The organism is Klebsiella sp. K5-306, assembly GCF_051835185.1.
Lineage (GTDB): Bacteria > Pseudomonadota > Gammaproteobacteria > Enterobacterales > Enterobacteriaceae > Klebsiella > Klebsiella oxytoca.
Map to the genome: position 1 here is coordinate 36,161 of NZ_JAIFJY010000010.1, position 20,104 is coordinate 56,264.

Consider the following 20,104-nt stretch of genomic DNA (forward strand, 5'->3'; position numbering starts at 1 on the left):
TAAAGTTTATATTAGCTGACCAGTACACCAGCAAAAAATTGCAGGCCACGATAATTATCGTGGCCTTATTATTGATTAACCGCCAGCCAGCTTAACCTTCATTCCTTTGGCTTCAAGAAGCGTTTTTAGCAGCTCGCGCTTATCGCCCTGAATCTCAATCACACCGTCCTTTACCGACCCACCGCAGCCGCATTTCTTTTTCAGCTCGGCGGCAAGTTTAGCCAGCGCTTCATCATTTTCATCAATCCCACTAATCAGGCAGACGCCCTTACCCTTACGACCGCTTGTCTGCCGCTGGATGCGCACGATACCGTCCCCTTTCGGGCGCGCTTGTACCGGTTTAGGTTCATCAATACGACCGCTGTCCGTTGAGTACACCAGTCGGCTATTGGAATCGCTCATCATGCCTCCTTATTCAACGATGCGTTGATGCTGCGCAGCGTAGCGGCAGGATCGGCAGACTGAGTGACCGGGCGACCAATGACCATATAATCCACGCCAGCTGCCTGCGCCTGCTCCGGCGTCATAATTCGCCGCTGGTCGCCGGCGTCGCTGCCTTGTGGACGAATGCCCGGCGTCACCAGCCTGAACGCCTGGCCCCGTTCTTGTTTAAAGCGAACCGCTTCCTGCGCCGAGCAGACCACGCCATCCAGACCGCAGCGCTGGGTCAGCTCCGCCAGCTTCGCGGCGTAGTCGGCTGGAGAAAGCGTAATCCCCAGATCCTGTAGATCGCTGGCTTCCATGCTGGTTAGCACGGTGACGGCAATTAACAGCGGGGCGTCTTTGCCGAAAGGTTGCAAGGCTTCACGTGCGGCGGTCATCATACGCGCCCCCCCGGAAGCGTGAACGTTGACCATCCAGACGCCGAGCTCAGCCGCTGCGGCGACCGCGCGGGCGGTGGTATTCGGAATATCGTGAAATTTTAGATCGAGAAAGACCTCGAAACCGCGCTGATGCAGGTCGCGAACAAACTGCGGCCCCAGTAGAGTAAACATCTCTTTACCCACCTTCAGGCGACAGTCGCGCGGGTCGATACGGTCGACAAACGCCAGCGCTTTATCACGGTTATCATAATCAAGAGCAACGACGACGGGAGAAGATGTGACAACGTGGGAAGAAGATGTAGCAGTAGACGTCATGACCGGACCTTAATTGTTGATGAGCGCCGGTTCGGCGCAAAAAAGGTAAACGGGCAGCATTCTACCTGCGATAAGGCAAAAATAACAGGCTGCATTTCCCTGTCTGCCGGACGATTCGGCTACCGTAGCCGGAGGAGATGATGAAGATAAATCTATTAGTATGTTGTAACTAAAGCGCGCGTTTTTTTAAATTTACTGCCCATCCAGGCCGCGAATTGGCTTAATGGTGGACCACGAGCGGCACGACGGGCAGTGCCAGTACAGCGTATGCGCGGTGAAACCACATTTTTGACAGCGGTAACGCGGCTTGCTACGGACCTGTTCGCCCACCATCTGGCGCAGAACACCCAGGCTCTGCTTCGCCCGCCCCTCTTCGGCTTCATTAATATGGTAATCGATCAGTTTATGGAATACGCGCATCGTCGGGTGGCGCTCCAGCTGGCGCGTCACATAGTTTTGCGCGGACTCAATTCCTTCTCGCTGCTCAAGGATTTGTGCCAGCATGAGGTCGGCCGTCGCCCCGGTGTTTTCATCCGCGCAGCGGCGTAAAAACGCTTCCCACTCGTCGATTTTCCCCAGCTGCTGGTAACAGGTTTGCAGCATCTCCAGGGTTTCACCGACCAGTTCTTTGTCTTGCTCAATTACCCGCTCCAGGCTCTCGACGGCTTTGGCGTAGTCGCCCTTCTCCATCCACACCCGGCCCATCATGATGGAGACGCGAGCGCTGTTCTTGTCCGCAGCGGCGCCTTTTTTCAGTAGCGCCATGGCCTTATCCAGGTCATTGCCCACCATTTGCTGCAGCGCCAGCTCGCACCAGAAGTTGGCGATTTCGCCGCGGTGCTTCTCTTTACCGAGCTTAACCAGGCGTTCCGCCACTTCAATCGCCGACTGCCAGTCGCTGGTTGACTGATAAATCTGCAGCAGCTGCTGTAATGCACCAAGGCGAAAATCCGTTTCATCCACCAGCTGTTTAAACATCCCCTCCGCCCGGTCATACAGCCCGGCTGCCATATAATCGCGCCCCAGCTGCTGAACCGCCAGCAGGCGCTGATCGTAAGTTAACGAGGCGCTTTCCATTAAGCTCTGGTGAATGCGGATAGCGCGGTCAACTTCGCCGCGCGAGCGAAACAGATTGCCCAGCGTAAGGTGGGCTTCGACGGTGCCGGTATCCTCTTTCAGCATATCGAGGAACAGATCGACGGCTTTATCCTGCTGATTGCTCAGCAGGAAGTTAACCCCTGTAACGTAGTCACGCGACAGACGGCTCGCATCGTCCTGTTTGGACTGTTGTGCACTTCTGCGCCCCATATACCAGCCATATGCTGCGGCAACGGGCAAAAGCAGAAACAACAACTCCAGCATAAATGATTATTCCTTCACCGCAGGAACACCGGCTTCAGCGGGCGCAGCGCCGGCTGGCGCAATCTGATGCTCCAGACGCTTAATTTTGCGCTCGGCACGCGCCAGAGAGACGCGGACGCGCAGCCAGAAAAGGCCGCAAATCAACCAACCGATGGCAAAACCGGCAGCAAAAAGCACGGCCAGCAGCGTTGAGATACGGAATTCACCCTGCGCGAGCAAATAGTTGAACGTGACCACCTGGTCATTCTGCGCTCCCAGCGTCACTGAAATGACGAAGATTGCTAACACCAATAAGAAAATTAGAAAATATTTCACATGACTTCCCGTTATGTGGGTTGCGCGTAAGAATCCCGCGTTCAGCCCTATAAAGTATCATTTTCGCCGCAGCGGTGAAATGGAAATGCATGACGCCAGTACAGGATATGCGGCCTGAAGCTGGCAATATCAACACTATTCCGGCGCTGCCGCCCTTTTTTTAATATCCTGCGCCTCTTCACCCGGCGGCGATAGCGGACCGCAGAACCGCTGGGCAAGCCAGGTCGCCAGGGTCACCAGCAGCCAGGAAATGAGCGTCGCGACGATCAGGTCCTGCGGCCAGTGCATGCCCAGCGCCAGGCGGCTCCCCATCACCGCTACGGCCCACGTCAGCAGCAGCGCCATGGTTACCCAACGACGCCGGGGCCACAGCAGACCTACGCCAAGCAGCGCCCAGCTGGCAGCAAACATGGTGTGACCAGAAGGGAAAGCGAAGCCGGTCTCTTTTTGCCAGTGCTTACGCAAAAAGTGCGGAATTTGCTGCTCCTGGGCCAGCTGCTCATGCACCAGTTTAGCGCGTTCTTTGCGTTTCAAGGTGTAGAATTGGGTGACCGGCACCTGCCGGGCCTGTTCCAGCCAGATGACAAAGGGGCGAGGCTCCTGAACGCGGTCTTTAATCCACGACTTCATACCCTGGCCCAGCAGGATCGCGGCGCCCAGAATCAGGAACAGGACTACCGCGGCGCGCAGACGAAATCGCAGGCACCACAGGAACCAGGCGCATAAAATAACGTGCGTGATGATGCCCCAGGGTTGCGTCACCGTCTCGGTCACCCAGTACAGCAGCTTCATCATGCCTGCCGACAGTTCCGGATGCCATTTCCAGCCGGAAATCCACACCACAGCAGGCATAATCAATAGCAGGGCCGCGCCAACGGCGGTTCGTCTGGCAATCAACAGCATTTCATCTCCTTATTCTTTGACCTCAATATCATAACGGAAAGTAGTTCGTTTGTGCGCTTTGCGCGCAGGTAACCGTACGCAATTAGGAGAACGTCGCGCCGTTGTGGCAAAATAGCGGCAAACAGAAGCACAGTCAGGTGCTGATAGAATCTGGAGAATCACATGCAGCTTAAACGTGTGGCAGAAGCCAAACTGCCAACCCCATGGGGCGATTTTCTCATGGTGGGTTTTGAAGAACTGGCAACCGGGCAGGATCACGTCGCGCTGGTTTTCGGCGATATTTCGGGGCAATCCCCGGTGCTGGCCCGCGTACACTCTGAGTGTCTCACGGGCGATGCCCTTTTTAGCCTGCGCTGTGATTGCGGATTTCAGCTGGAAGCGGCGCTGTCGCATATTGCCGAAGAGGGGCGCGGTATCCTGCTGTATCACCGGCAGGAAGGGCGCAATATCGGCCTGCTGAATAAAATTCGCGCTTACGCTTTACAGGATCAAGGCTATGACACCGTCGAGGCTAATCATCAGCTGGGCTTTGCCGCCGATGAGCGTGATTTTACCCTGTGCGCGGATATGTTTAAGCTGCTCAACGTTGAACAGGTGCGTCTGTTGACCAACAATCCGAAGAAGGTTGAGATCCTTACCGAAGCCGGAATCAACATTGTCGAACGCGTGCCGCTGATCGTGGGCCGCAACCCGAAAAATGCCCACTATCTCGATACCAAGGCGGCGAAAATGGGCCACCTGCTGAGTAAATAATCCGCCGCATTAATAAGAAAAGGGCCAGAGCATATGCTGGCCCTTTTTATATCAGACGCAGGTTTAGAGCATATTGCGGATCACATAGTGCAAAATACCGTCGTTCTGATAGTAGGTCAGCTCAGTCGCGGTATCGATACGGCAGCGGCACTCAATGACCTCCTGACTACCGTCCGCGCGGGTGAGCTTGACCGGTACCGTCATACCTGGCTGTAGAGCCTGCAGGTTGCTGATATCAATCCGCTCCTCGCCGTTCAGCCCCAGCGTTTTGCGCGTTACCCCTTGCGGAAACTCCAGCGGCAGAATCCCCATACCAATCAGGTTGGAGCGGTGGATACGCTCGAATGACTCGGCAATCACCACCCTGACGCCCAGCAAACGCGGGCCTTTAGCCGCCCAGTCGCGGCTGGAGCCGGAACCGTACTCTTTGCCGGCAATGACCGCCAGCGGCGTGCCCTCCGCTTTATAGAGCATTGCAGCATCGTAGATAGCAATAGGCTGGCTATCCGGAAGATGGCGGGTCATTCCCCCTTCCACGCCGGGCACCATTTCGTTACGTATACGGATGTTGGCAAAGGTGCCGCGCATCATCACCTCATGGTTGCCGCGACGTGAGCCGTAGGAGTTAAAGTCGATGCGTTCGACGCCGTGATTCTGCAGATAACGCCCCGCAGGACTGTCGGCTTTAATGCTGCCCGCCGGTGAGATGTGGTCGGTGGTAACCGAGTCGCCCAGCATGGCCAGAATGCGCGCGCCATGAATATCCTCCACCGGTTCAGGTTCAACGCCCATTTCATCAAAGAAGGGCGACAGACGAATATAGGTCGAATCATCCTGCCAGTCGTAGGTATCAGAGCGATCCACTTTAATCGCCTTCCACTCGGCGGTCCCTTCAAATACTTCAGCGTACTCTTTGCGGAACATCTCCGTTGAGACCTGCTCAACCGCCTGGGCCACTTCGCTGCCGCTCGGCCAGATATCTTTCAGATACACCGGCTGACCCTCTTTACCGGTCCCTAATGGTTCACGCGTCAGGTCAAGATTCATATTACCCGCCAGAGCGTAGGCGACCACCAGCGGCGGTGAAGCCAGCCAGTTAGTTTTTACCAGCGGATGAATACGTCCTTCAAAGTTGCGGTTGCCGGAAAGCACGGCCCCGACGGTCAGATCGCCCTGCTTGATTGCCCGCTCAATGGGATCCGGCAGCGGCCCAGAGTTACCGATACAGGTGGTACAGCCGTAACCGACCAGGTTAAATCCCAGCTCATCCAGATAGGGCGTCAGCTTTGCATGGGCCAGATAGTCGGAAACCACCTTCGATCCCGGCGCCAGCGATGCTTTAACCCACGGCTGCGGTTTGAGGCCCAGCTCGACAGCTTTCCTCGCCAGCAAGCCAGCGGCCATTAGCACGCTGGGGTTGGAAGTATTCGTACAGGAGGTGATCGCGGCAATCACCACCGCCCCGTCCGGTAGCGAGTACTGCTGCCCGTTTAAGGTATAGTCGATTGGTCGCTTATCTTTCTGCGCGTGGTTCACCTCCAGTTCGGTGCTGGCAGCAAAGGCATGAGGCACATCGCCGAGAGCCACGCGATCCTGGGGACGCTTCGGCCCTGCCAGACTGGCTTCGACGCTACCCATATCCAGCGCCAGCGTACTGGTGAAGACCGGTTCATCTCCGGGCTGACGCCACATCCCCTGGGCTTTCGCATAGGCTTCCACCAGCGCCACCTGCTCTTCACTGCGCCCGGTCAGGCGCATATAGTCAAGCGTGACCGCATCAATCGGGAAGAAGCCGCAGGTTGCGCCATACTCCGGCGACATATTAGCGATAGTCGCACGGTCCGCCAGCGGCAGGGAATCGAGGCCATCGCCGTAGAATTCAACAAACTTACCTACTACGCCATGTTTACGCAGCATCTGAGTGACCGTCAGGACCAGGTCCGTCGCGGTGATGCCTTCACGTAGCTTGCCGGTCAGCTTAAAGCCGACAACGTCCGGTATCAGCATGGATACCGGCTGTCCAAGCATGGCGGCTTCCGCTTCGATACCGCCCACGCCCCAGCCGAGTACGCCTAAACCGTTAATCATTGTGGTATGTGAATCGGTACCGACCAGCGTGTCCGGGAAGGCTACCCACTCGCCGTTTTGCTGTTCGCCCCATACCGCCCGACCGAGATATTCCAGGTTAACCTGGTGGCAAATTCCGGTGCCCGGCGGCACCACGCTGAAGCGGCTGAAAGCCTGTTGTCCCCAGCGTAAGAAGACATAGCGCTCATGGTTACGCTCCATCTCAAGCCGGACGTTTTCTTCAAAGGCATCATCATCACCGAAACGGTCTACCGTAACCGAATGGTCAATGACCAGGTCGACAGGAGAAAGCGGGTTCACTTTGGCGGTGTCGCCTCCCAGGCGTTTTACCGCTTCGCGCATCGCCGCCAGATCGACGACGGCGGGAACACCGGTGAAGTCCTGCATCAGAACGCGCGCTGGACGGTAGGCAATTTCCCGGTCGGCATGGGCATGCTGCAGCCATCCGGCAAGGGCATGAATATCTTCGGCGGTGACGGAATCACCGTCCTGCCAGCGCAGCAGGTTTTCCAGTAGCACTTTAAGTGATTTGGGCAAGCGCGAGAGATCGCCCAGTTCTTTGGCGGCCAGCGGTAAGCTGTAGTAATGCCAGGTTTTATCTTTAACCTGAAGCGTATCCTTGCTGGCTGCTCGTAGGGTTGACGACATAGCTCCTCCTTTACCTTAGGGATAGCATCCCCTGATCCTCCTCAGGGTCATTATTAAAGATAACACATCTTTGATGTAACACTTTGATAACAACTCAAATTGCTAAAATAGGTTAAGCGGATTAAGACAGGAAATTTGAATAATAGAGGGTGGTAATATTGAGAAGCATTGAAGAAGGTGCGTTTACTTCAACAACCAAGGTGTATTAGTACGCGAGTACAAAGAAGGACTAATCGTCATTATTTTGCCGATTAGTCCAATAGAGAAAATTTATTGAGCGAATCTAAAAAGAGAAAGATTATATCCTCCTTATTGCCGCTATTTTTATCAGATGGAAATTATTCTCAATATTTCACTTGTCATAAAACTGACACAACCATTTTGACTGGCAGGTGCTCTAGCTTAGAAACCAAACGTTGCAGATAACCAGAGCAATGACGCTCCAGAACATCGCAAGCCCAAGGATAACGGCGCTCCAGGCCTTACTTCTCAAAACCGGATCTATCTCAGTCTTGTCACGTTCCTGTGACATCGTAAACTTCATATAATCGATATCACTAATCATTTTTTCACCACCAATCGCTAAGAATTGCTAACCACAGATAAATCTTAATTATGGATGCGCTATTAATCCAGCGAATTCGCTTCCCGGCAGATATCTTTAATCATTATTTTGATCGCGACAGGTATATTTGCAAATCTGGTATGAGGAGTTAACGAAAATTGTGATTCAGACAACGTTTAGATATTCAAATTCAGGTCATTATAGGTTTTGGCATCCCCGTGAGGATGCCATCATTTTTTCTGCGGTTATTTTTCCGGTAACTTAATATCTTTGAACATGGCCTCAATATCTTCATTTGAGCGCAGAGCGACCGCGGTATCGACCACGTCTCGGGTCAGATGCGGTGCAAATCGTTGAATAAAATCATACATATAGCTTCGTAAGAAGGTGCTGCGCCGGAAGCCTATTTTGGTGGTGCTGTGGCTGAATATATCGTTGGCGTCCAGCTTGACCAGGTCCGGATCGGAAACCGGGTCGACCGCCATACTGGCTATTACCCCTACCCCAAGTCCCAGGCGGACATAGGTTTTAATCACATCGGCGTCAGTCGCGGTAAACACGATGCGCGGGGTTAAACCGGCGCGATTAAAGGCGGTATCCAGTTCAGAACGACCGGTGAAACCGAAGGTGTAGGTCACCAATGGGTACTGCGCCAGCTCTTCAATCGATACCGACTCTCGCGACGCCAGCGGATGTTCAGGCGTCACGACCACGGAACGGTTCCAGTGATAGCACGGCAGCATGACCAAATCATCATAGAGATGAAGCGCTTCCGTAGCGATAGCGAAGTCGGCATTACCTTTCGACACCGCCTCGGCGATTTGCGTTGGCGAGCCCTGATGCATGTGCAGCGAGACGCGGGGATAGCGTTCGATAAAACCTTTGATAACCCCCGGCAGCGCATAGCGCGCCTGGGTATGCGTGGTCGCCACGTACAGCGAACCTTTGTCAGGCCAGGTGTGCTCTCCGGCCACCGATTTAATCGCATCCACCTTCGACAGTACTTCGCGAGCGATGCGGATGATCTCCTGGCCCGCAGGAGTAACCTGGGTCAGATGTTTGCCGCTGCGGGCGAAAATCTGAATTCCCAGCTCATCTTCCAGCATGCGAACCTGCTTGCTGATGCCCGGCTGTGAGGTATACAGACCTTCGGCAGTAGAGGAGACGTTCAGATTATGGTTAACAACCTCAACGATATAGCGGAGCTGCTGTAGTTTCATGGCTGATATCCGATAGCGCGTAAAATGAACCCGCTTAATACATTTTACGTTCAGGCGACGATCCGGCTGGCAATCCAGTCTGGCTCTGCCTCTCTGCGACTCGCCATTTAGACGCCACAACGTATCCTGAAGACGATGATGTATAAGACGATTTGATAATAAAAAAGAGATTAGCTATAACCACTATATCATTTATATCTACTATGTATAGATACTAACAAAAAATAATAAGACAGTTATAAGGCGGGAGATAAAAAAGCTGATTAACGTGGGAGATCAGTCACCTGGGAAATGAATGAAGGGCCGCAACGCGGCCCTCAGGAGAGGTTATTTCTTCGCTTCGGTCCATTTACCGTCGATATAGAAGGCTGACCAGCCGGTCGCTTTACCCTCTTTCTCAGAAGCAACATACTGCTGTTTAGTTTTGCGGCTAAAGCGCACCAGCGTTTTGTTGCCTTCCGGATCCTGCTGCGGCGCATCGGCCAGATAGCGCAGCTTCTCAGGCAGACGATCGCGGAAGCGGAACAGCTCTTCCACAAGCGGCGCGCGAGTTTCGCGGGATTTCGGGAAAGTATTGGCGGCAAGGAATACGCCCGCCGCGCCATCGCGCAGGACGAAATAGGCGTCTGACTTCTCGCACGGCAGTTCCGGCAGCGGAACCGGATCTTCTTTCGGCGGAGCCACTTCACCATTACGCAGGATCTTACGGGTGTTTTTACACTCGTCGTTGGTGCAGGCCATGTACTTACCAAAACGCCCCATTTTCAGGTGCATTTCGGAGCCACATTTCTCACACTCAACGATCGGACCGTCATAGCCCTTGATGCGGAATTCGCCCTCTTCAATCTCGTAACCATCGCAGGTCGGGTTATTACCGCAGACGTGCAGCTTGCGCTTCGGATCGATAAGGTAGCTGTCCATTGCCGTGCCGCATTTTTTACAGCGACGTTTGGCCCGCAATGCATTGGTTTCGGCGTCATCGCCTTCCAGCACGTTGAGGACTTCGTTTTCCGGCACCAGGTTAATGGTGGTTTTGCAGCGCTCTTTCGGCGACAGCGCATAGCCCGAGCAGCCAAGGAACACGCCGGTGCTGGCGGTCCTGATCCCCATCTTGCGCCCGCAGGTTGGGCAGTCAATGCTGGTCAGCACCATAGGGTTCGGCTGCATGCCGCCCTCTTGCGGATCTTTCTCTGCCGTTTGCAGCTGCGAAGTGAAGTCCCCGAAGAAGCTGTCGAGCACCTGCTTCCACTCGGCCTGATGGTTCGCCACCTGGTCAAGACGGTCTTCCATCTGCGCGGTGAAGTCGTAGTTCATCAGATCGCGGAAGTTCTCTTCCAGTCGATCGGTGACGATTTCGCCCATTTTTTCCGCATAGAAACGGCGGTTTTCCACTCGTACGTAGCCGCGATCCTGAATGGTCGAAATGATTGACGCGTAGGTAGACGGACGGCCGATGCCGCGTTTTTCGAGCTCTTTAACCAGCGAGGCTTCGCTAAAACGCGCCGGCGGCTTGGTAAAGTGCTGCGCTGGCGTCAGTTCGACCAGGCTCAGGCTGTCGCCCTTATTGACCAGCGGTAAAGTACGATCTTCATCGCCTTTACGCAGGGCTGGCATCACCTTAGTCCAACCGTCAAAGCGCAGCGTACGGCCGCGGGCTTTCAGTTTGAAATCGCCGGCTTTTACCGTCAGCGTGGTGGAGTCGTACTGCGCAGGAGTCATCTGACAGGCGACAAACTGGCGCCAGATCAGCTGATACAGTTTCTGCGCATCAGATTCCATATCTTTTAAGGTTTCGGCCAGCACGTTGACGTCGGAAGGACGAATAGCTTCGTGCGCCTCCTGCGAGTTTTCTTTGCTGGCGTACTGATTCGCGCTCTCCGGCAGATACTTCTTGCCGAAGTTATCGCCAATGTAGCCGCGCACCATGCTCAGCGCATCCTGGCTCAGGTTCGTCGAGTCGGTACGCATATAGGTAATGTGTCCCGCTTCATAGAGTCGCTGGGCCATCATCATGGTTTTCTTCACGCCGAAGCCAAGACGCGTGCTGGCGGCCTGCTGCAGCGTGGAGGTGATAAACGGCGCGCCCGGCTTGCTGCTGGTCGGTTTGTCTTCACGCTCCAGCACGCTGTAGCTGGCTTTTTCAAGCAGCGCGACGGCCGCCATGGTTTCATCACGGCTTACCGGACGGAACGGCTTATCGTCGTTGTGCGTTACCTGCAGCGGCAATGCATCGCCGCCTGGGGTGGTGGTGCTGGCGTCAACTTCCCAGTACTCTTCCGGAACGAACGCTTTAATTTCGCGCTCGCGCTCGACCACCAGACGTACCGCAACCGACTGGACGCGGCCTGCGGACAGACCGCGGGCAATTTTTTTCCACAGCAGCGGAGAAACCATATAGCCCACCACGCGGTCCATAAAGCGACGCGCCTGCTGAGCGTTAACACGGTCAATATTCAGTTCGCCCGGCTTTTCGAAAGCCTGACGGATAGCATTCTTGGTAATCTCGTTGAACACCACGCGGCTATAGCGCTGTTCATCACCACCGATAACTTCCCGCAGGTGCCATGCAATGGCCTCCCCTTCGCGGTCAAGGTCGGTTGCGAGATAGATGTGGTCGGCTTTTTCCGCCAACTGTTTGAGTTCAGAAACGACCTTTTCTTTACCCGGGAGTATTTCATAGTGCGCATTCCAGTCATGCCATGGGTCCACGCCCATACGGTTGACCAGAGCGCCGCGTTCATCCTTCTTAGGCTTTTTAGCCCCTTTGGTGGAGGTAGAGTCGGCGCTCTTTTTAGATGCTGAGCCACTGGTCGGCAAATCGCGGATATGACCGACGCTGGACTTAACCACGTAGTCATTACCCAGATACTTATTGATCGTTTTGGCTTTTGCCGGGGACTCAACGATAACGAGAGCTTTACCCATATTCACCTTTACCTAATTTGATTCATCCAGGAATACATCGCACATTGATTCACCATCCACTGGCGACACGTCACAACCTATGTTGCGTCGTTGTCGATGGATATCAACCCTTTGCACCGGTTTCACATCCATAAAACCAGATAGCTGAGTTTGCTGGCTTTTTCTTGCCAGGCGACATAGCACGAATAATTTTTGGCCGAATGTCAAGCAAATCTGTTGCCAGATCGCTGAAAGCGTCACACTGTACCTGATAAAATTCGTTACGCAACTTTATTAGCATGCAAAAGCAAATCCCGCCACTAACTGATGTTTATTCGGCGCCTGCAATTACCCCTGTAAGATCAATGGAAAATTTGCCCCTCGCCGTCGTGCGGCGTAGACTACCCGCGAAGAATCACAGGAGGCATTTATGCAAGGTACAACCCAACCCATCGATCGCCAGACGCTTCTGGAAAAAGCCAACAAACTCATTCGCGAACATGAAGATACGTTAGCCGGGATCGAGGCCACCGACGTCGTGCAGCGTAACGGCGTGCTGGTGTTCAGCGGCGAGTTTTATCTTGATGAGCAAGGACTGCCCACGGCGAAAAGTACGGCGGTATTTAATATGTTTAAATACCTCGCGCACGAACTGTCTGATAAGTATCACCTGGCGGATTAACACTTCTGCCCGACCCTGACGAAAACGCGAGGCCGAAGCCTCGCGTTGTCTGGATTACATCAGCGGTTTTTGCCCGCGCTGCCACCAGCGCAGCAGGAGTTTATCAGCGCTTTCCGCGGCGCTACCGGTAAAACGATCGAGCATTTTCTTACGCTGCTGATAGCGCACGCCGATCACCTCGTGTTTATCCATCAGCCCCAACAGTAGCTCATCGCTGGTTTCCACCGCATCCACAAGCCCCTTCTCCAGCGCCTGAACGCCGTACCAGTGTTCGCCAGTGGCTACCTGTTCAATATCGAGTTCGGGACGCATCTGGTGAACAAAATCTTTGAACAGTCGATGGGTATCGTTGAGGTCTTCGCGGAACTTCTGTCGCCCTTCTTCGGTATTTTCGCCCAGCATCGTCAGGGTACGTTTGTACTGGCCTGCCGTATGCAGCTCAATATCGATATCTTTATTCTTCAGGAAGCGATGAAGGTTCGGGATTTGCGCGACGACGCCAATAGAGCCAAGGATAGCAAACGGCGCACAGACGATTCTGTTCGCCACGCAGGCCATCATATAACCTCCGCTGGCCGCGACTTTATCTACCGCCACCGTTAGCGGGATCTGTTTGTCGCGCAGACGCTGCAGCTGTGAAGCGGCAAGACCATAGCCGTGAACCACGCCGCCGGGGCTTTCGAGGCGAATGACCACCTGATCGCGCGCCTTTGCCGCCGCCAGGACCGCGGTGATCTCTTCGCGCAGACTGCTGACTTCATGCGCATCCATGCTGCCTTTAAAATCGATCACCCAGACGCGCGGTTTGGCGTCCGGCTCAGGCGTTCCCAGCTTCGCCCGCGCCTTAGACGCCTTAGCTTCCTGCTTAAGCTTTTTCTTTTGCGCTTTATGCCACAGCTTCTGCTGCGGCGCATCGAGCAACGAAACCGCCAGCTCTTCCTTCATCTCCTTATATTGCTCGCTAAGATTGGTTACCCGCAGCTCGCCGCGCTGTTTTTTGCGCTGAGTCAGGTTAACAATAATGGCGACGATAACCGCAATTGCGACAACGATGGTCGCGATTTTGGCCAAAAACAGGCCATATTGAGCAACTAATTCCACGTTTTCACCTTGTGTAAACCACTGACGTTGGCGCACAGTGTACATCAGCCGTCGGCGAGAAGTCTTTGTGCTTTGTGTCGCGTGCGAGGCGCCTTCCTGTTTTTTTCAGCGACGATGAAATCGTTGCAAGATATTAATTCCGCGAAGAGTTTCCGCTTCGCCGATTGCATTAGCGGGCGCTTTCAGGCATAAAGCGCAAAAGTGAGATACCGAACAGCAAGCGCGATCGTCAGCAGATCGCCCGAGGAGTCGCCGTGCACTATCAACCGCAACGTCACCTGTTACAGGACCGCATCATCCTGGTTACTGGCGCCAGCGACGGCATTGGCCGTGAAGCCGCCCTGACCTATTCCCGCTATAGCGCCAGCGTTATTCTGGTCGGACGCAATGAAGAGAAACTGCGCGGCGTCGCGCAAGAGATTGAGCAGGCTGGCGGCATTCCCGCCCGCTGGTTTACTCTCGACCTGTTAACCTGCACGCCGCAGGAGTGCCAGCAGCTGGCGCAGAAAATAGCCATCCACTACCCGCGCCTCGACGGAGTGCTACATAACGCGGGTCTGCTGGGCGACGTTTGCCCGATGGATCAACAAAAGCCGGAAGTGTGGCAGCAGGTGATGCAGGTGAACGTGAACGGCACCTTTATGCTCACCCAGGCCCTGCTTCCTTTATTACTCAAATCCGAATCGGGTTCGCTGGTCTTTACCTCCTCCAGCGTCGGCCGCCAGGGACGTGCGAACTGGGGCGCTTACGCCGCGTCGAAATTTGCTACCGAAGGCATGATGCAGGTGCTGGCCGAGGAGTATCAGAACCGCCATCTGCGGGTCAACTGCATTAACCCAGGCGGCACCCGCACCAAAATGCGCGCCAATGCGTTCCCGACGGAAGATCCGCAAAAATTGAAAACCCCCGCTGATATCATGCCGGTATACCTGTGGCTGATGGGCGACGACAGTCGTCGTAAGACGGGAATGACTTTTGACGCCCAGCCGGGCCGCAAACCAGGAATCGCACAATGAGTGATGAACGCCACCGCGAACGCCAGCAGCGGGTAAAAGACAAAGTTGACGCTCGCGTCGCCGCCGCGCAGGAAGAGCGCGGTATCGTGATCGTTTTTACCGGCAACGGTAAGGGTAAAACGACTGCCGCCTTCGGTACCGTCACCCGCGCCGTCGGGCACGGTAAGAAAGCTGGCGTCGTGCAGTTTATTAAAGGCACCTGGCCGAACGGCGAGCGCAATCTGCTCGAACCCCACGGCGTCGAGTTTCAGGTGATGGCGACCGGTTTTACCTGGAATACGCAGGATCGCGAAAGCGATACCGCCGCCTGCCTCGCGGTCTGGGAGCACGGGCGCCGCATGCTGGCCGATGAAAGCCTCGATCTCGTTTTACTGGACGAGCTCACCTATATGGTGGCCTACGACTATCTGCCGCTGGAAGAGGTGCTTACCGCGTTACGCAACCGTCCGGCGCAGCAGACGGTGATTATTACCGGACGCGGCTGCCACCGTGAAATTACCGAACTGGCCGATACCGTCAGCGAACTACGTCCGGTGAAACACGCGTTTGATGCCGGTATCAAAGCGCAGATGGGGATCGACTACTAGCCACCAGCCGCTCAAGCAGCGCATGGTTGAGCGGCAGACACAGGCAATCCTCCCCCGGCGCCAGTTCGCTTTCGACAATATTTTGCCGTGAAACGAAGCGCTTGCGATATTCGGTCGGCGTAACGCCGCAGTATTTATTAAAGGCGGCAATCAGGTATTTATGCTCCTGAAATCCGCAGCTGTGGCTAATCTCGGTAATCGGCGTACGGGTATCGCGCAACAGCGTGCGGGCTTTGTTTAGCCGCACCAGCGTCAGATACTCTTTAAAATTATAGCGACTCACCTTTTTAAACAGCCGCGAAAACCAGGAGTAGCTCATCCCGCTATGGCAGGCGACCTCGCTCAGCGTCAGCGGCTGGTCAAAGTGTTGATTGATAAAATCTATGCCTTTTTTGATCATCGCCTCGTCGCGCAGCGAACTTTCGCCGCGCTGCGTCGGCTTGCCAGCGGAGACTAACGCATCCAGTAACAGATAAATGGCGGCGATACGCTGAAACGGCGCAGGGTTGTCGATCAGCTGTTTCAGTAACCCCGCCAGCCGCTGATGTACTTCACTGTCCGCCGCAGTGTAAGATCGTCCGCAGGTACTCCATTCCAGCTGCGGCGAGGGGTGAAGTTCGTCAAACAGGCCGGGCGAAAACTGAACGGTGACCAGTTGGCTGCCCGCCGCCTCCGCGTTGAGGGAATGAACCTCTTCCGCATTGATGTACAGCATGTCCCCCTGCGCCAGCTCCAGGCTCTGCTGGCCGACGGCGAGCGTAAACCGCCCTGCCAGTACGGTAATCAGCTCAGGAGCCGGATGCCAGTGCGGCTCGCAGTAGCGAACCTCCGCGGCAAACACGTTCAGCTTCTCGGCATCGAAGGCAATCAGCTCGTAGCCGCTGTTCGCCGTCTGTCGTCCGCTCTGCGTGAGCGAACCGGGGTGAGTCACTGAAAAAGGAAACATGCGCACTCTCCTGTCATTGGCAACGCTCAGCGCCCTGTCAGCACGGCGTTAAGTTCGTCGCGCTCAATATCCAGCGCCAGAAACTCGGTCAGCGCAATCAGCAGCCCGCAGAACAAATCCGGCGCCAGGCGGATCAGTTTTTCACGGACCAGTTCCGCAGGCATCTGGCTCTTATCGGCAATCAACTTGACTACCCGGGCAAAAGCTTCCGGCTGCTGAATCAGCTGCTGCAGCGAATTATCATCGCGAAGCGGGACGTACCGCTGCGGGCAGTCCACTTCGATTTCCGCCGTCAGCGGCAGATCCCGCGATGAGCCGCCGACTCGGATCTGCCAGAGCCCCGGCGTCACGACCCAGTCGCCGAGGCCAGGATGATAGCAGGCCAGGTCGCCGATAGGCAGCTGCAGGCTGACCCGGCGGCACTCCCCTGCGGCCAGCGCCACTTTACTGAAGGCTTTTAATGACTGCACTTCGCGAATCAGCTCTCCCTGAGGCGCGCTCACGTACAGCTGAACTATCTCCTTGCCTGCATACTCTCCGCAGTTGGTCAGATCGAACGAAACGGTAAGCGTCTCGCTTGCGCCTACACGGGAGGCTGAGAGCGCAATATTATCGTAAGCAAACCGGGTATAGCTTAAGCCAAAACCGAAGGGAAACTGCGGCGTCAGACAACGCTTGTCGTAATAGCGATAGCCGACAAAAAGCCCTTCTCCGTAATGATGGCGCAGGTTTTCGCCCGGATAGTGCAGCCAGGCCGGCGTTTCCTCCAGCGTATTGGGCACCGTCACCGTCAATTTACCGCAAGGGTTGCGCTGGCCGAAGAGGATTTCCGCAACCGCGCGCCCCATTCCTTGTCCGGCAAAAAACGTTTCCAGCAGCGCCTTGCACTCGCCAAGCCACGGCATCACCACCGCATCGCTATTTGCCAGCACCACTACGATATTCGGCTGGACTGCCGCCACTTCGCGAATCAACCGTTCATGCACCGGCAGAATATTCAGATCCTGACGATCGCCATTTTCACCATCTTCACCCACGGCGGTACTGACGAAAATCACCGCCACGTCAGCTTCCTGAGCGACCCGGCAGGCCTGCGCCAGCGCCTGTTCATCGCTGCGCAGATCGTCCGGCGCGCCTACGGCCCATGAGACGCTAAAATCGTCCCCGGCGAGATCGAAAATTTCATCCAGCGGGCGGTCGAGCAGATACGGCACCGTTGTCGCGCATCCGGACCCCTGGATCACCGGCTCCTGGGCTGGTTTACCCAGCACCGCAATACGCGGTGTTTTCTCCGGATGCAGCGGCAGCAGACTATCTTCGTTTTTCAGCAAGACAATGGATTCGCCGGCCAGGCGCTGCGCCAGCGCGTGGTGCGCCGGGAAATCGGCTCGCGTTTCCGGGCGGCGATGGCGCTGAACCTTGTCGAGCAGTTTCAGCATGCGTAGACAGGCGCGGTCTACCACCGCCATCGGCACCTCTGCGGATTCAATAGCCGCCAGCAGAGTTTGTTTATCGCGGCGGGTTTCCGGCATCGCCAGATCGTTACCCGCCATCAGCGATGCCGGGCGATCTTTAATACCGTACCAGTCGGACATGACCAGGCCGTCATATCCCCACTCATCGCGCAATACCTGAGTGAGTAAAAACGGATCCTGCGAAGTTTGTACACCGTTAAGACGATTGTACGAAGACATGACCGTCCACGGCTGGGATTTTGTAATCGCCCGCTGGAAACCCGCCAGGTAGATTTCCCGCAGCGCCCGTTCTTCAATGATCGAATCCATTTCCGTACGGCGGTACTCGGAGTTGTTCGCCGCAAAGTGTTTCAGGCTGGCGCCGACGCCCTCCTGCTGCAGACCGTTGATCAGCGCAGCAGCAATGTCGCCGCTGACCACCGGGTCTTCGGCATAATATTCATAGCCTCGACCAGCCAGCGGCGTACGGCGGATGTTAATGCCCGGTCCGAGCAGAATCCCAACCCCCATATGCTGGCACTCTCTTCCCAGCGCCTGCCCCATCTGATGCACCAGTTCCACGTCCCAACTGCAGGCCAGGCTGGAACCGTTAGGAAAGCAGGTCGCCGGGAGCGACGTGCTGAAGAGCGCCTCGCTTCCCCCTTTCGCGGTAGGTTCTTCCGCGCTGGCCTGGTCTGCTGTTTGGGTGATGACCGAAATAAAATCATCCATGCTCCACTTTTCCCGGCCATCAATCTGCGCGCTGCTGTAGCGAACGCCATAGGTACCGTCGGTCATAATGATATCTTCGATACCGTGCTGCGGCAGCGACGCGGTACGCCACAGGCCGCTGCCGGTCAGTAGCGCCACTTTATCTTCGATGCTCATCGCGGCGAGGGTGGTATTAAAATCGTTATTCATCTCTCTGGCTCCCTGAGGTTAAAGCGCGTTCTGTTTACGCAGGCTGATTTTTTGCACAATATCGCGATAGGTTTTTTCATCCAGCGAATAGCACGCGACAAATATGGCGCTGAGAGCAAACATCGCGCCGGGGAATAGCGTCATCAGTACGTTAATACCGTTAATTGCGCTGGCAGTAATGTTACCCGCGTCATAGTGATAATAGTCCAGCATCCATCCCGCACAGCCGCCGCCGATAGCCATTGCTATTTTGGTGATGAAATTAAAGAAGCCGTAGATGGCGCCTTCGGTACGCACCCCATGGTGCCACTCGGCATATTCCACGGTATCGGCAATCATTGACCACATGGAAACAAAGCCCATCCCCAGCGTAATGCTGTACAAGCATACCCCAGTCATAATCAGCCAGATATTGTCGCCAGCGATAAAATATTGCATAAGTACGCCGACAATGCCGATCAACAGCGCCACCAGAGTCATTTTCTTTTTACCTATCAGCGCAATGATTTTTTCCGAAATAACGGTTCCGACAATATACGCTGCGGACTGAATCATAAAGAAGGTCGACGTAAAACCTTCGCTGCCAATAATGTATTTAATGAAGTAAATAGCAATCGCCATCCACACGGTATAGGCAATATAAAAAAAGACGGTAAACATCGAGAGGTTAATAAGCGGCGCATTGCCTGCCACCGCCTTCAACATTTCCCGCAGCGTCGGCGCGGGAGTTTCCTCTTCCTCGCCAACGCGCTCTTTGGTCATTCCGAAACAGGCAAGGAACAAAAAGGTCGCCAGCAGCGCAAAGCAAGAGACCGCAAAGACGTAGCCCAGTTGCTTATCGCTAAACGGGGAAATCAGCATATCGGCAGTAGTGGAAACAATCAGATAGCCAACAATCGCCAGCACAAACCGGTATACCGATAGCGATGAGCGGGAGGCTTCATGCTGGGTCAGACGATTAGTCAGCGCCGAATAAGGCGTATTCACCGCCGTATACGCCAGGCAATAAATGGTATAGGAGATCAGCGCAAAATAGAATTTTGCCTCACCGCCGAATGGCACAAAGCAGAGCACCGTTAAAAAGCCGAGCGGAATTGAGCCATATAACAACCACGGGCGTAGTTTACCGTAACGGCTGTGGGTTTTATCGATGGCAAAGCCAATCAGAATATTAAAAGCGGCATCAACAACGCGCGCAATAACAAAAATCAGGCTCGCCTGTACGGCGCTGATGCCGTAAATGTTGGTATAGAAAAAGAGTAAGAACAGAGAAACAAAACCGAACGATAAATTAGAGGCAAAATCACCAAAGCCATAACCTATTTTTTCTTTAACGCCGATAACCACATAGCTTGCCGATAGTTTTCCTGCTGTATCCATTTTAGGCTACCTGTTTTTGTAATCAGTGGCCTCAGTATATGGCGTTGCCTGGCGCACCGCTTTGCGTTATTTGTCCGGGGATTTCCTGTTTTTTGTCTTTATGCAGAAGTGTGAAAGGAG

General features: G+C 54.8%; 17 protein-coding genes. 4 read left to right on the top strand and 13 right to left on the bottom strand.

Annotated elements, in window-relative coordinates:
* Positions 1-75 precede the first annotated feature (75 nt).
* The 5 genes from yciH to pgpB form a co-directional block, all read right to left on the bottom strand.
* Positions 76-402 carry a stress response translation initiation inhibitor YciH gene (yciH, locus tag K2184_RS16115; RefSeq protein WP_004112434.1) on the bottom strand — a complete coding sequence of 109 codons (327 nt, stop codon included), beginning with the start codon at positions 400-402 and terminating at the stop codon, positions 76-78.
* On the bottom strand, positions 402-1,139 hold the full coding sequence (gene pyrF / locus K2184_RS16120; RefSeq protein ID WP_163525057.1) for an orotidine-5'-phosphate decarboxylase: 738 nt from the start codon (positions 1,137-1,139) through the stop codon (positions 402-404). The genes yciH and pyrF overlap by 1 nt, the downstream gene beginning before the upstream one ends.
* A 192-nt stretch (positions 1,140-1,331) precedes the next feature.
* Entirely contained in the window at positions 1,332-2,501 is a 1,170-nt protein-coding gene (gene lapB / locus K2184_RS16125; protein WP_163525059.1) for a lipopolysaccharide assembly protein LapB, read from the bottom strand.
* Between the two features lie 6 nt (positions 2,502-2,507).
* Positions 2,508-2,816, bottom strand: a complete 309-nt coding sequence (locus tag K2184_RS16130; RefSeq protein ID WP_004101395.1) for a LapA family protein — start codon at positions 2,814-2,816, stop codon at positions 2,508-2,510.
* 135 nt (positions 2,817-2,951) lie between these two features.
* Entirely contained in the window at positions 2,952-3,719 is a 768-nt protein-coding gene (gene pgpB / locus K2184_RS16135) for a phosphatidylglycerophosphatase B (RefSeq protein ID WP_004101394.1), read from the bottom strand.
* Positions 3,720-3,881: 162 nt separating this feature from the next.
* Here pgpB and ribA point away from each other — a divergent pair, with 162 nt between their 5' ends.
* Positions 3,882-4,472 (top strand): GTP cyclohydrolase II, encoded by a 591-nt coding sequence (ribA, locus tag K2184_RS16140; protein WP_004101393.1) that lies wholly within the window; start codon positions 3,882-3,884, stop codon positions 4,470-4,472.
* A 63-nt stretch (positions 4,473-4,535) separates the two neighbouring features.
* Here ribA and acnA read toward each other — a convergent pair whose 3' ends face one another.
* The 4 genes from acnA to topA all read right to left on the bottom strand — a co-directional run bounded on the left by acnA (position 4,536) and on the right by topA (position 11,918).
* Entirely contained in the window at positions 4,536-7,208 is a 2,673-nt protein-coding gene (gene acnA / locus K2184_RS16145; RefSeq protein WP_016808523.1) for an aconitate hydratase AcnA, read from the bottom strand.
* A 397-nt stretch (positions 7,209-7,605) separates the two neighbouring features.
* Positions 7,606-7,773 (bottom strand): YmiA family putative membrane protein, encoded by a 168-nt coding sequence (locus K2184_RS16150; protein ID WP_004101391.1) that lies wholly within the window; start codon positions 7,771-7,773, stop codon positions 7,606-7,608.
* 245 nt (positions 7,774-8,018) lie between these two features.
* The gene (gene cysB, locus K2184_RS16155; RefSeq protein ID WP_004101390.1) at positions 8,019-8,993 is read right to left on the bottom strand and encodes an HTH-type transcriptional regulator CysB; all 975 of its coding nucleotides are present in this window, start codon (positions 8,991-8,993) and stop codon (positions 8,019-8,021) included.
* Between the two features lie 327 nt (positions 8,994-9,320).
* Positions 9,321-11,918, bottom strand: a complete 2,598-nt coding sequence (gene topA, locus K2184_RS16160) for a type I DNA topoisomerase (protein WP_163525061.1) — start codon at positions 11,916-11,918, stop codon at positions 9,321-9,323.
* A gap of 409 nt (positions 11,919-12,327) precedes the next feature.
* Between topA and K2184_RS16165 the strand changes: the two genes are divergently transcribed.
* The gene (locus K2184_RS16165) at positions 12,328-12,579 is read left to right on the top strand and encodes a YciN family protein (protein WP_004101388.1); all 252 of its coding nucleotides are present in this window, start codon (positions 12,328-12,330) and stop codon (positions 12,577-12,579) included.
* A gap of 54 nt (positions 12,580-12,633) precedes the next feature.
* On the opposite strand, the gene sohB is transcribed toward K2184_RS16165, so the two are convergent.
* Positions 12,634-13,680: a protease SohB gene (gene sohB, locus K2184_RS16170; protein WP_016808521.1), complete on the bottom strand. Its 1,047-nt coding sequence runs from the start codon at positions 13,678-13,680 to the stop codon at positions 12,634-12,636.
* 254 nt (positions 13,681-13,934) lie between these two features.
* On the opposite strand from sohB, the gene K2184_RS16175 reads away from it, so the two are divergent.
* Positions 13,935-14,696: a YciK family oxidoreductase gene (locus K2184_RS16175; protein WP_004112423.1), complete on the top strand. Its 762-nt coding sequence runs from the start codon at positions 13,935-13,937 to the stop codon at positions 14,694-14,696.
* Complete coding sequence (gene cobO / locus K2184_RS16180) at positions 14,693-15,283, top strand: cob(I)yrinic acid a,c-diamide adenosyltransferase (protein WP_004101381.1); 591 nt, start codon at positions 14,693-14,695, stop codon at positions 15,281-15,283. The genes K2184_RS16175 and cobO overlap by 4 nt, the downstream gene beginning before the upstream one ends.
* Here cobO and K2184_RS16185 read toward each other — a convergent pair.
* Genes K2184_RS16185 through K2184_RS16195 form a run of 3 tightly spaced genes read right to left on the bottom strand, consistent with a single transcriptional unit; the run spans position 15,255 to position 19,984 of the window.
* Complete coding sequence (locus K2184_RS16185) at positions 15,255-16,229, bottom strand: helix-turn-helix transcriptional regulator (RefSeq protein ID WP_004101380.1); 975 nt, start codon at positions 16,227-16,229, stop codon at positions 15,255-15,257. The two genes, cobO and K2184_RS16185, sit on opposite strands and share 29 nt — an antisense overlap.
* A gap of 26 nt (positions 16,230-16,255) precedes the next feature.
* A complete protein-coding gene (locus K2184_RS16190; protein WP_163525063.1) occupies positions 16,256-18,604 on the bottom strand; it encodes a beta-glucosidase in 2,349 nt (782 codons plus the stop codon).
* Between the two features lie 18 nt (positions 18,605-18,622).
* Entirely contained in the window at positions 18,623-19,984 is a 1,362-nt protein-coding gene (locus tag K2184_RS16195) for an MFS transporter (protein WP_004101378.1), read from the bottom strand.
* Positions 19,985-20,104: the final 120 nt, after the last annotated feature.

Excerpts from the sequence above, each read along its gene's own strand:
- K2184_RS16185 (WP_004101380.1), bottom strand. The coding sequence starts at position 16,229 with ATGTTTCCTTTTTCAGTGACTCACCCCGGTTCGCTCACGCAGAGCGGA.
- K2184_RS16195 (WP_004101378.1), bottom strand. The coding sequence starts at position 19,984 with ATGGATACAGCAGGAAAACTATCGGCAAGCTATGTGGTTATCGGCGTT.
- K2184_RS16150 (WP_004101391.1), bottom strand. The coding sequence starts at position 7,773 with ATGATTAGTGATATCGATTATATGAAGTTTACGATGTCACAGGAACGT.
- cobO (WP_004101381.1), top strand. The coding sequence starts at position 14,693 with ATGAGTGATGAACGCCACCGCGAACGCCAGCAGCGGGTAAAAGACAAA.
- pgpB (WP_004101394.1), bottom strand. The coding sequence starts at position 3,719 with ATGCTGTTGATTGCCAGACGAACCGCCGTTGGCGCGGCCCTGCTATTG.
- pyrF (WP_163525057.1), bottom strand. The coding sequence starts at position 1,139 with ATGACGTCTACTGCTACATCTTCTTCCCACGTTGTCACATCTTCTCCC.
- K2184_RS16165 (WP_004101388.1), top strand. The coding sequence starts at position 12,328 with ATGCAAGGTACAACCCAACCCATCGATCGCCAGACGCTTCTGGAAAAA.
- K2184_RS16190 (WP_163525063.1), bottom strand. The coding sequence starts at position 18,604 with ATGAATAACGATTTTAATACCACCCTCGCCGCGATGAGCATCGAAGAT.
- yciH (WP_004112434.1), bottom strand. The coding sequence starts at position 402 with ATGAGCGATTCCAATAGCCGACTGGTGTACTCAACGGACAGCGGTCGT.
- topA (WP_163525061.1), bottom strand. The coding sequence starts at position 11,918 with ATGGGTAAAGCTCTCGTTATCGTTGAGTCCCCGGCAAAAGCCAAAACG.
- ribA (WP_004101393.1), top strand. The coding sequence starts at position 3,882 with ATGCAGCTTAAACGTGTGGCAGAAGCCAAACTGCCAACCCCATGGGGC.
- lapB (WP_163525059.1), bottom strand. The coding sequence starts at position 2,501 with ATGCTGGAGTTGTTGTTTCTGCTTTTGCCCGTTGCCGCAGCATATGGC.
- acnA (WP_016808523.1), bottom strand. The coding sequence starts at position 7,208 with ATGTCGTCAACCCTACGAGCAGCCAGCAAGGATACGCTTCAGGTTAAA.
- cysB (WP_004101390.1), bottom strand. The coding sequence starts at position 8,993 with ATGAAACTACAGCAGCTCCGCTATATCGTTGAGGTTGTTAACCATAAT.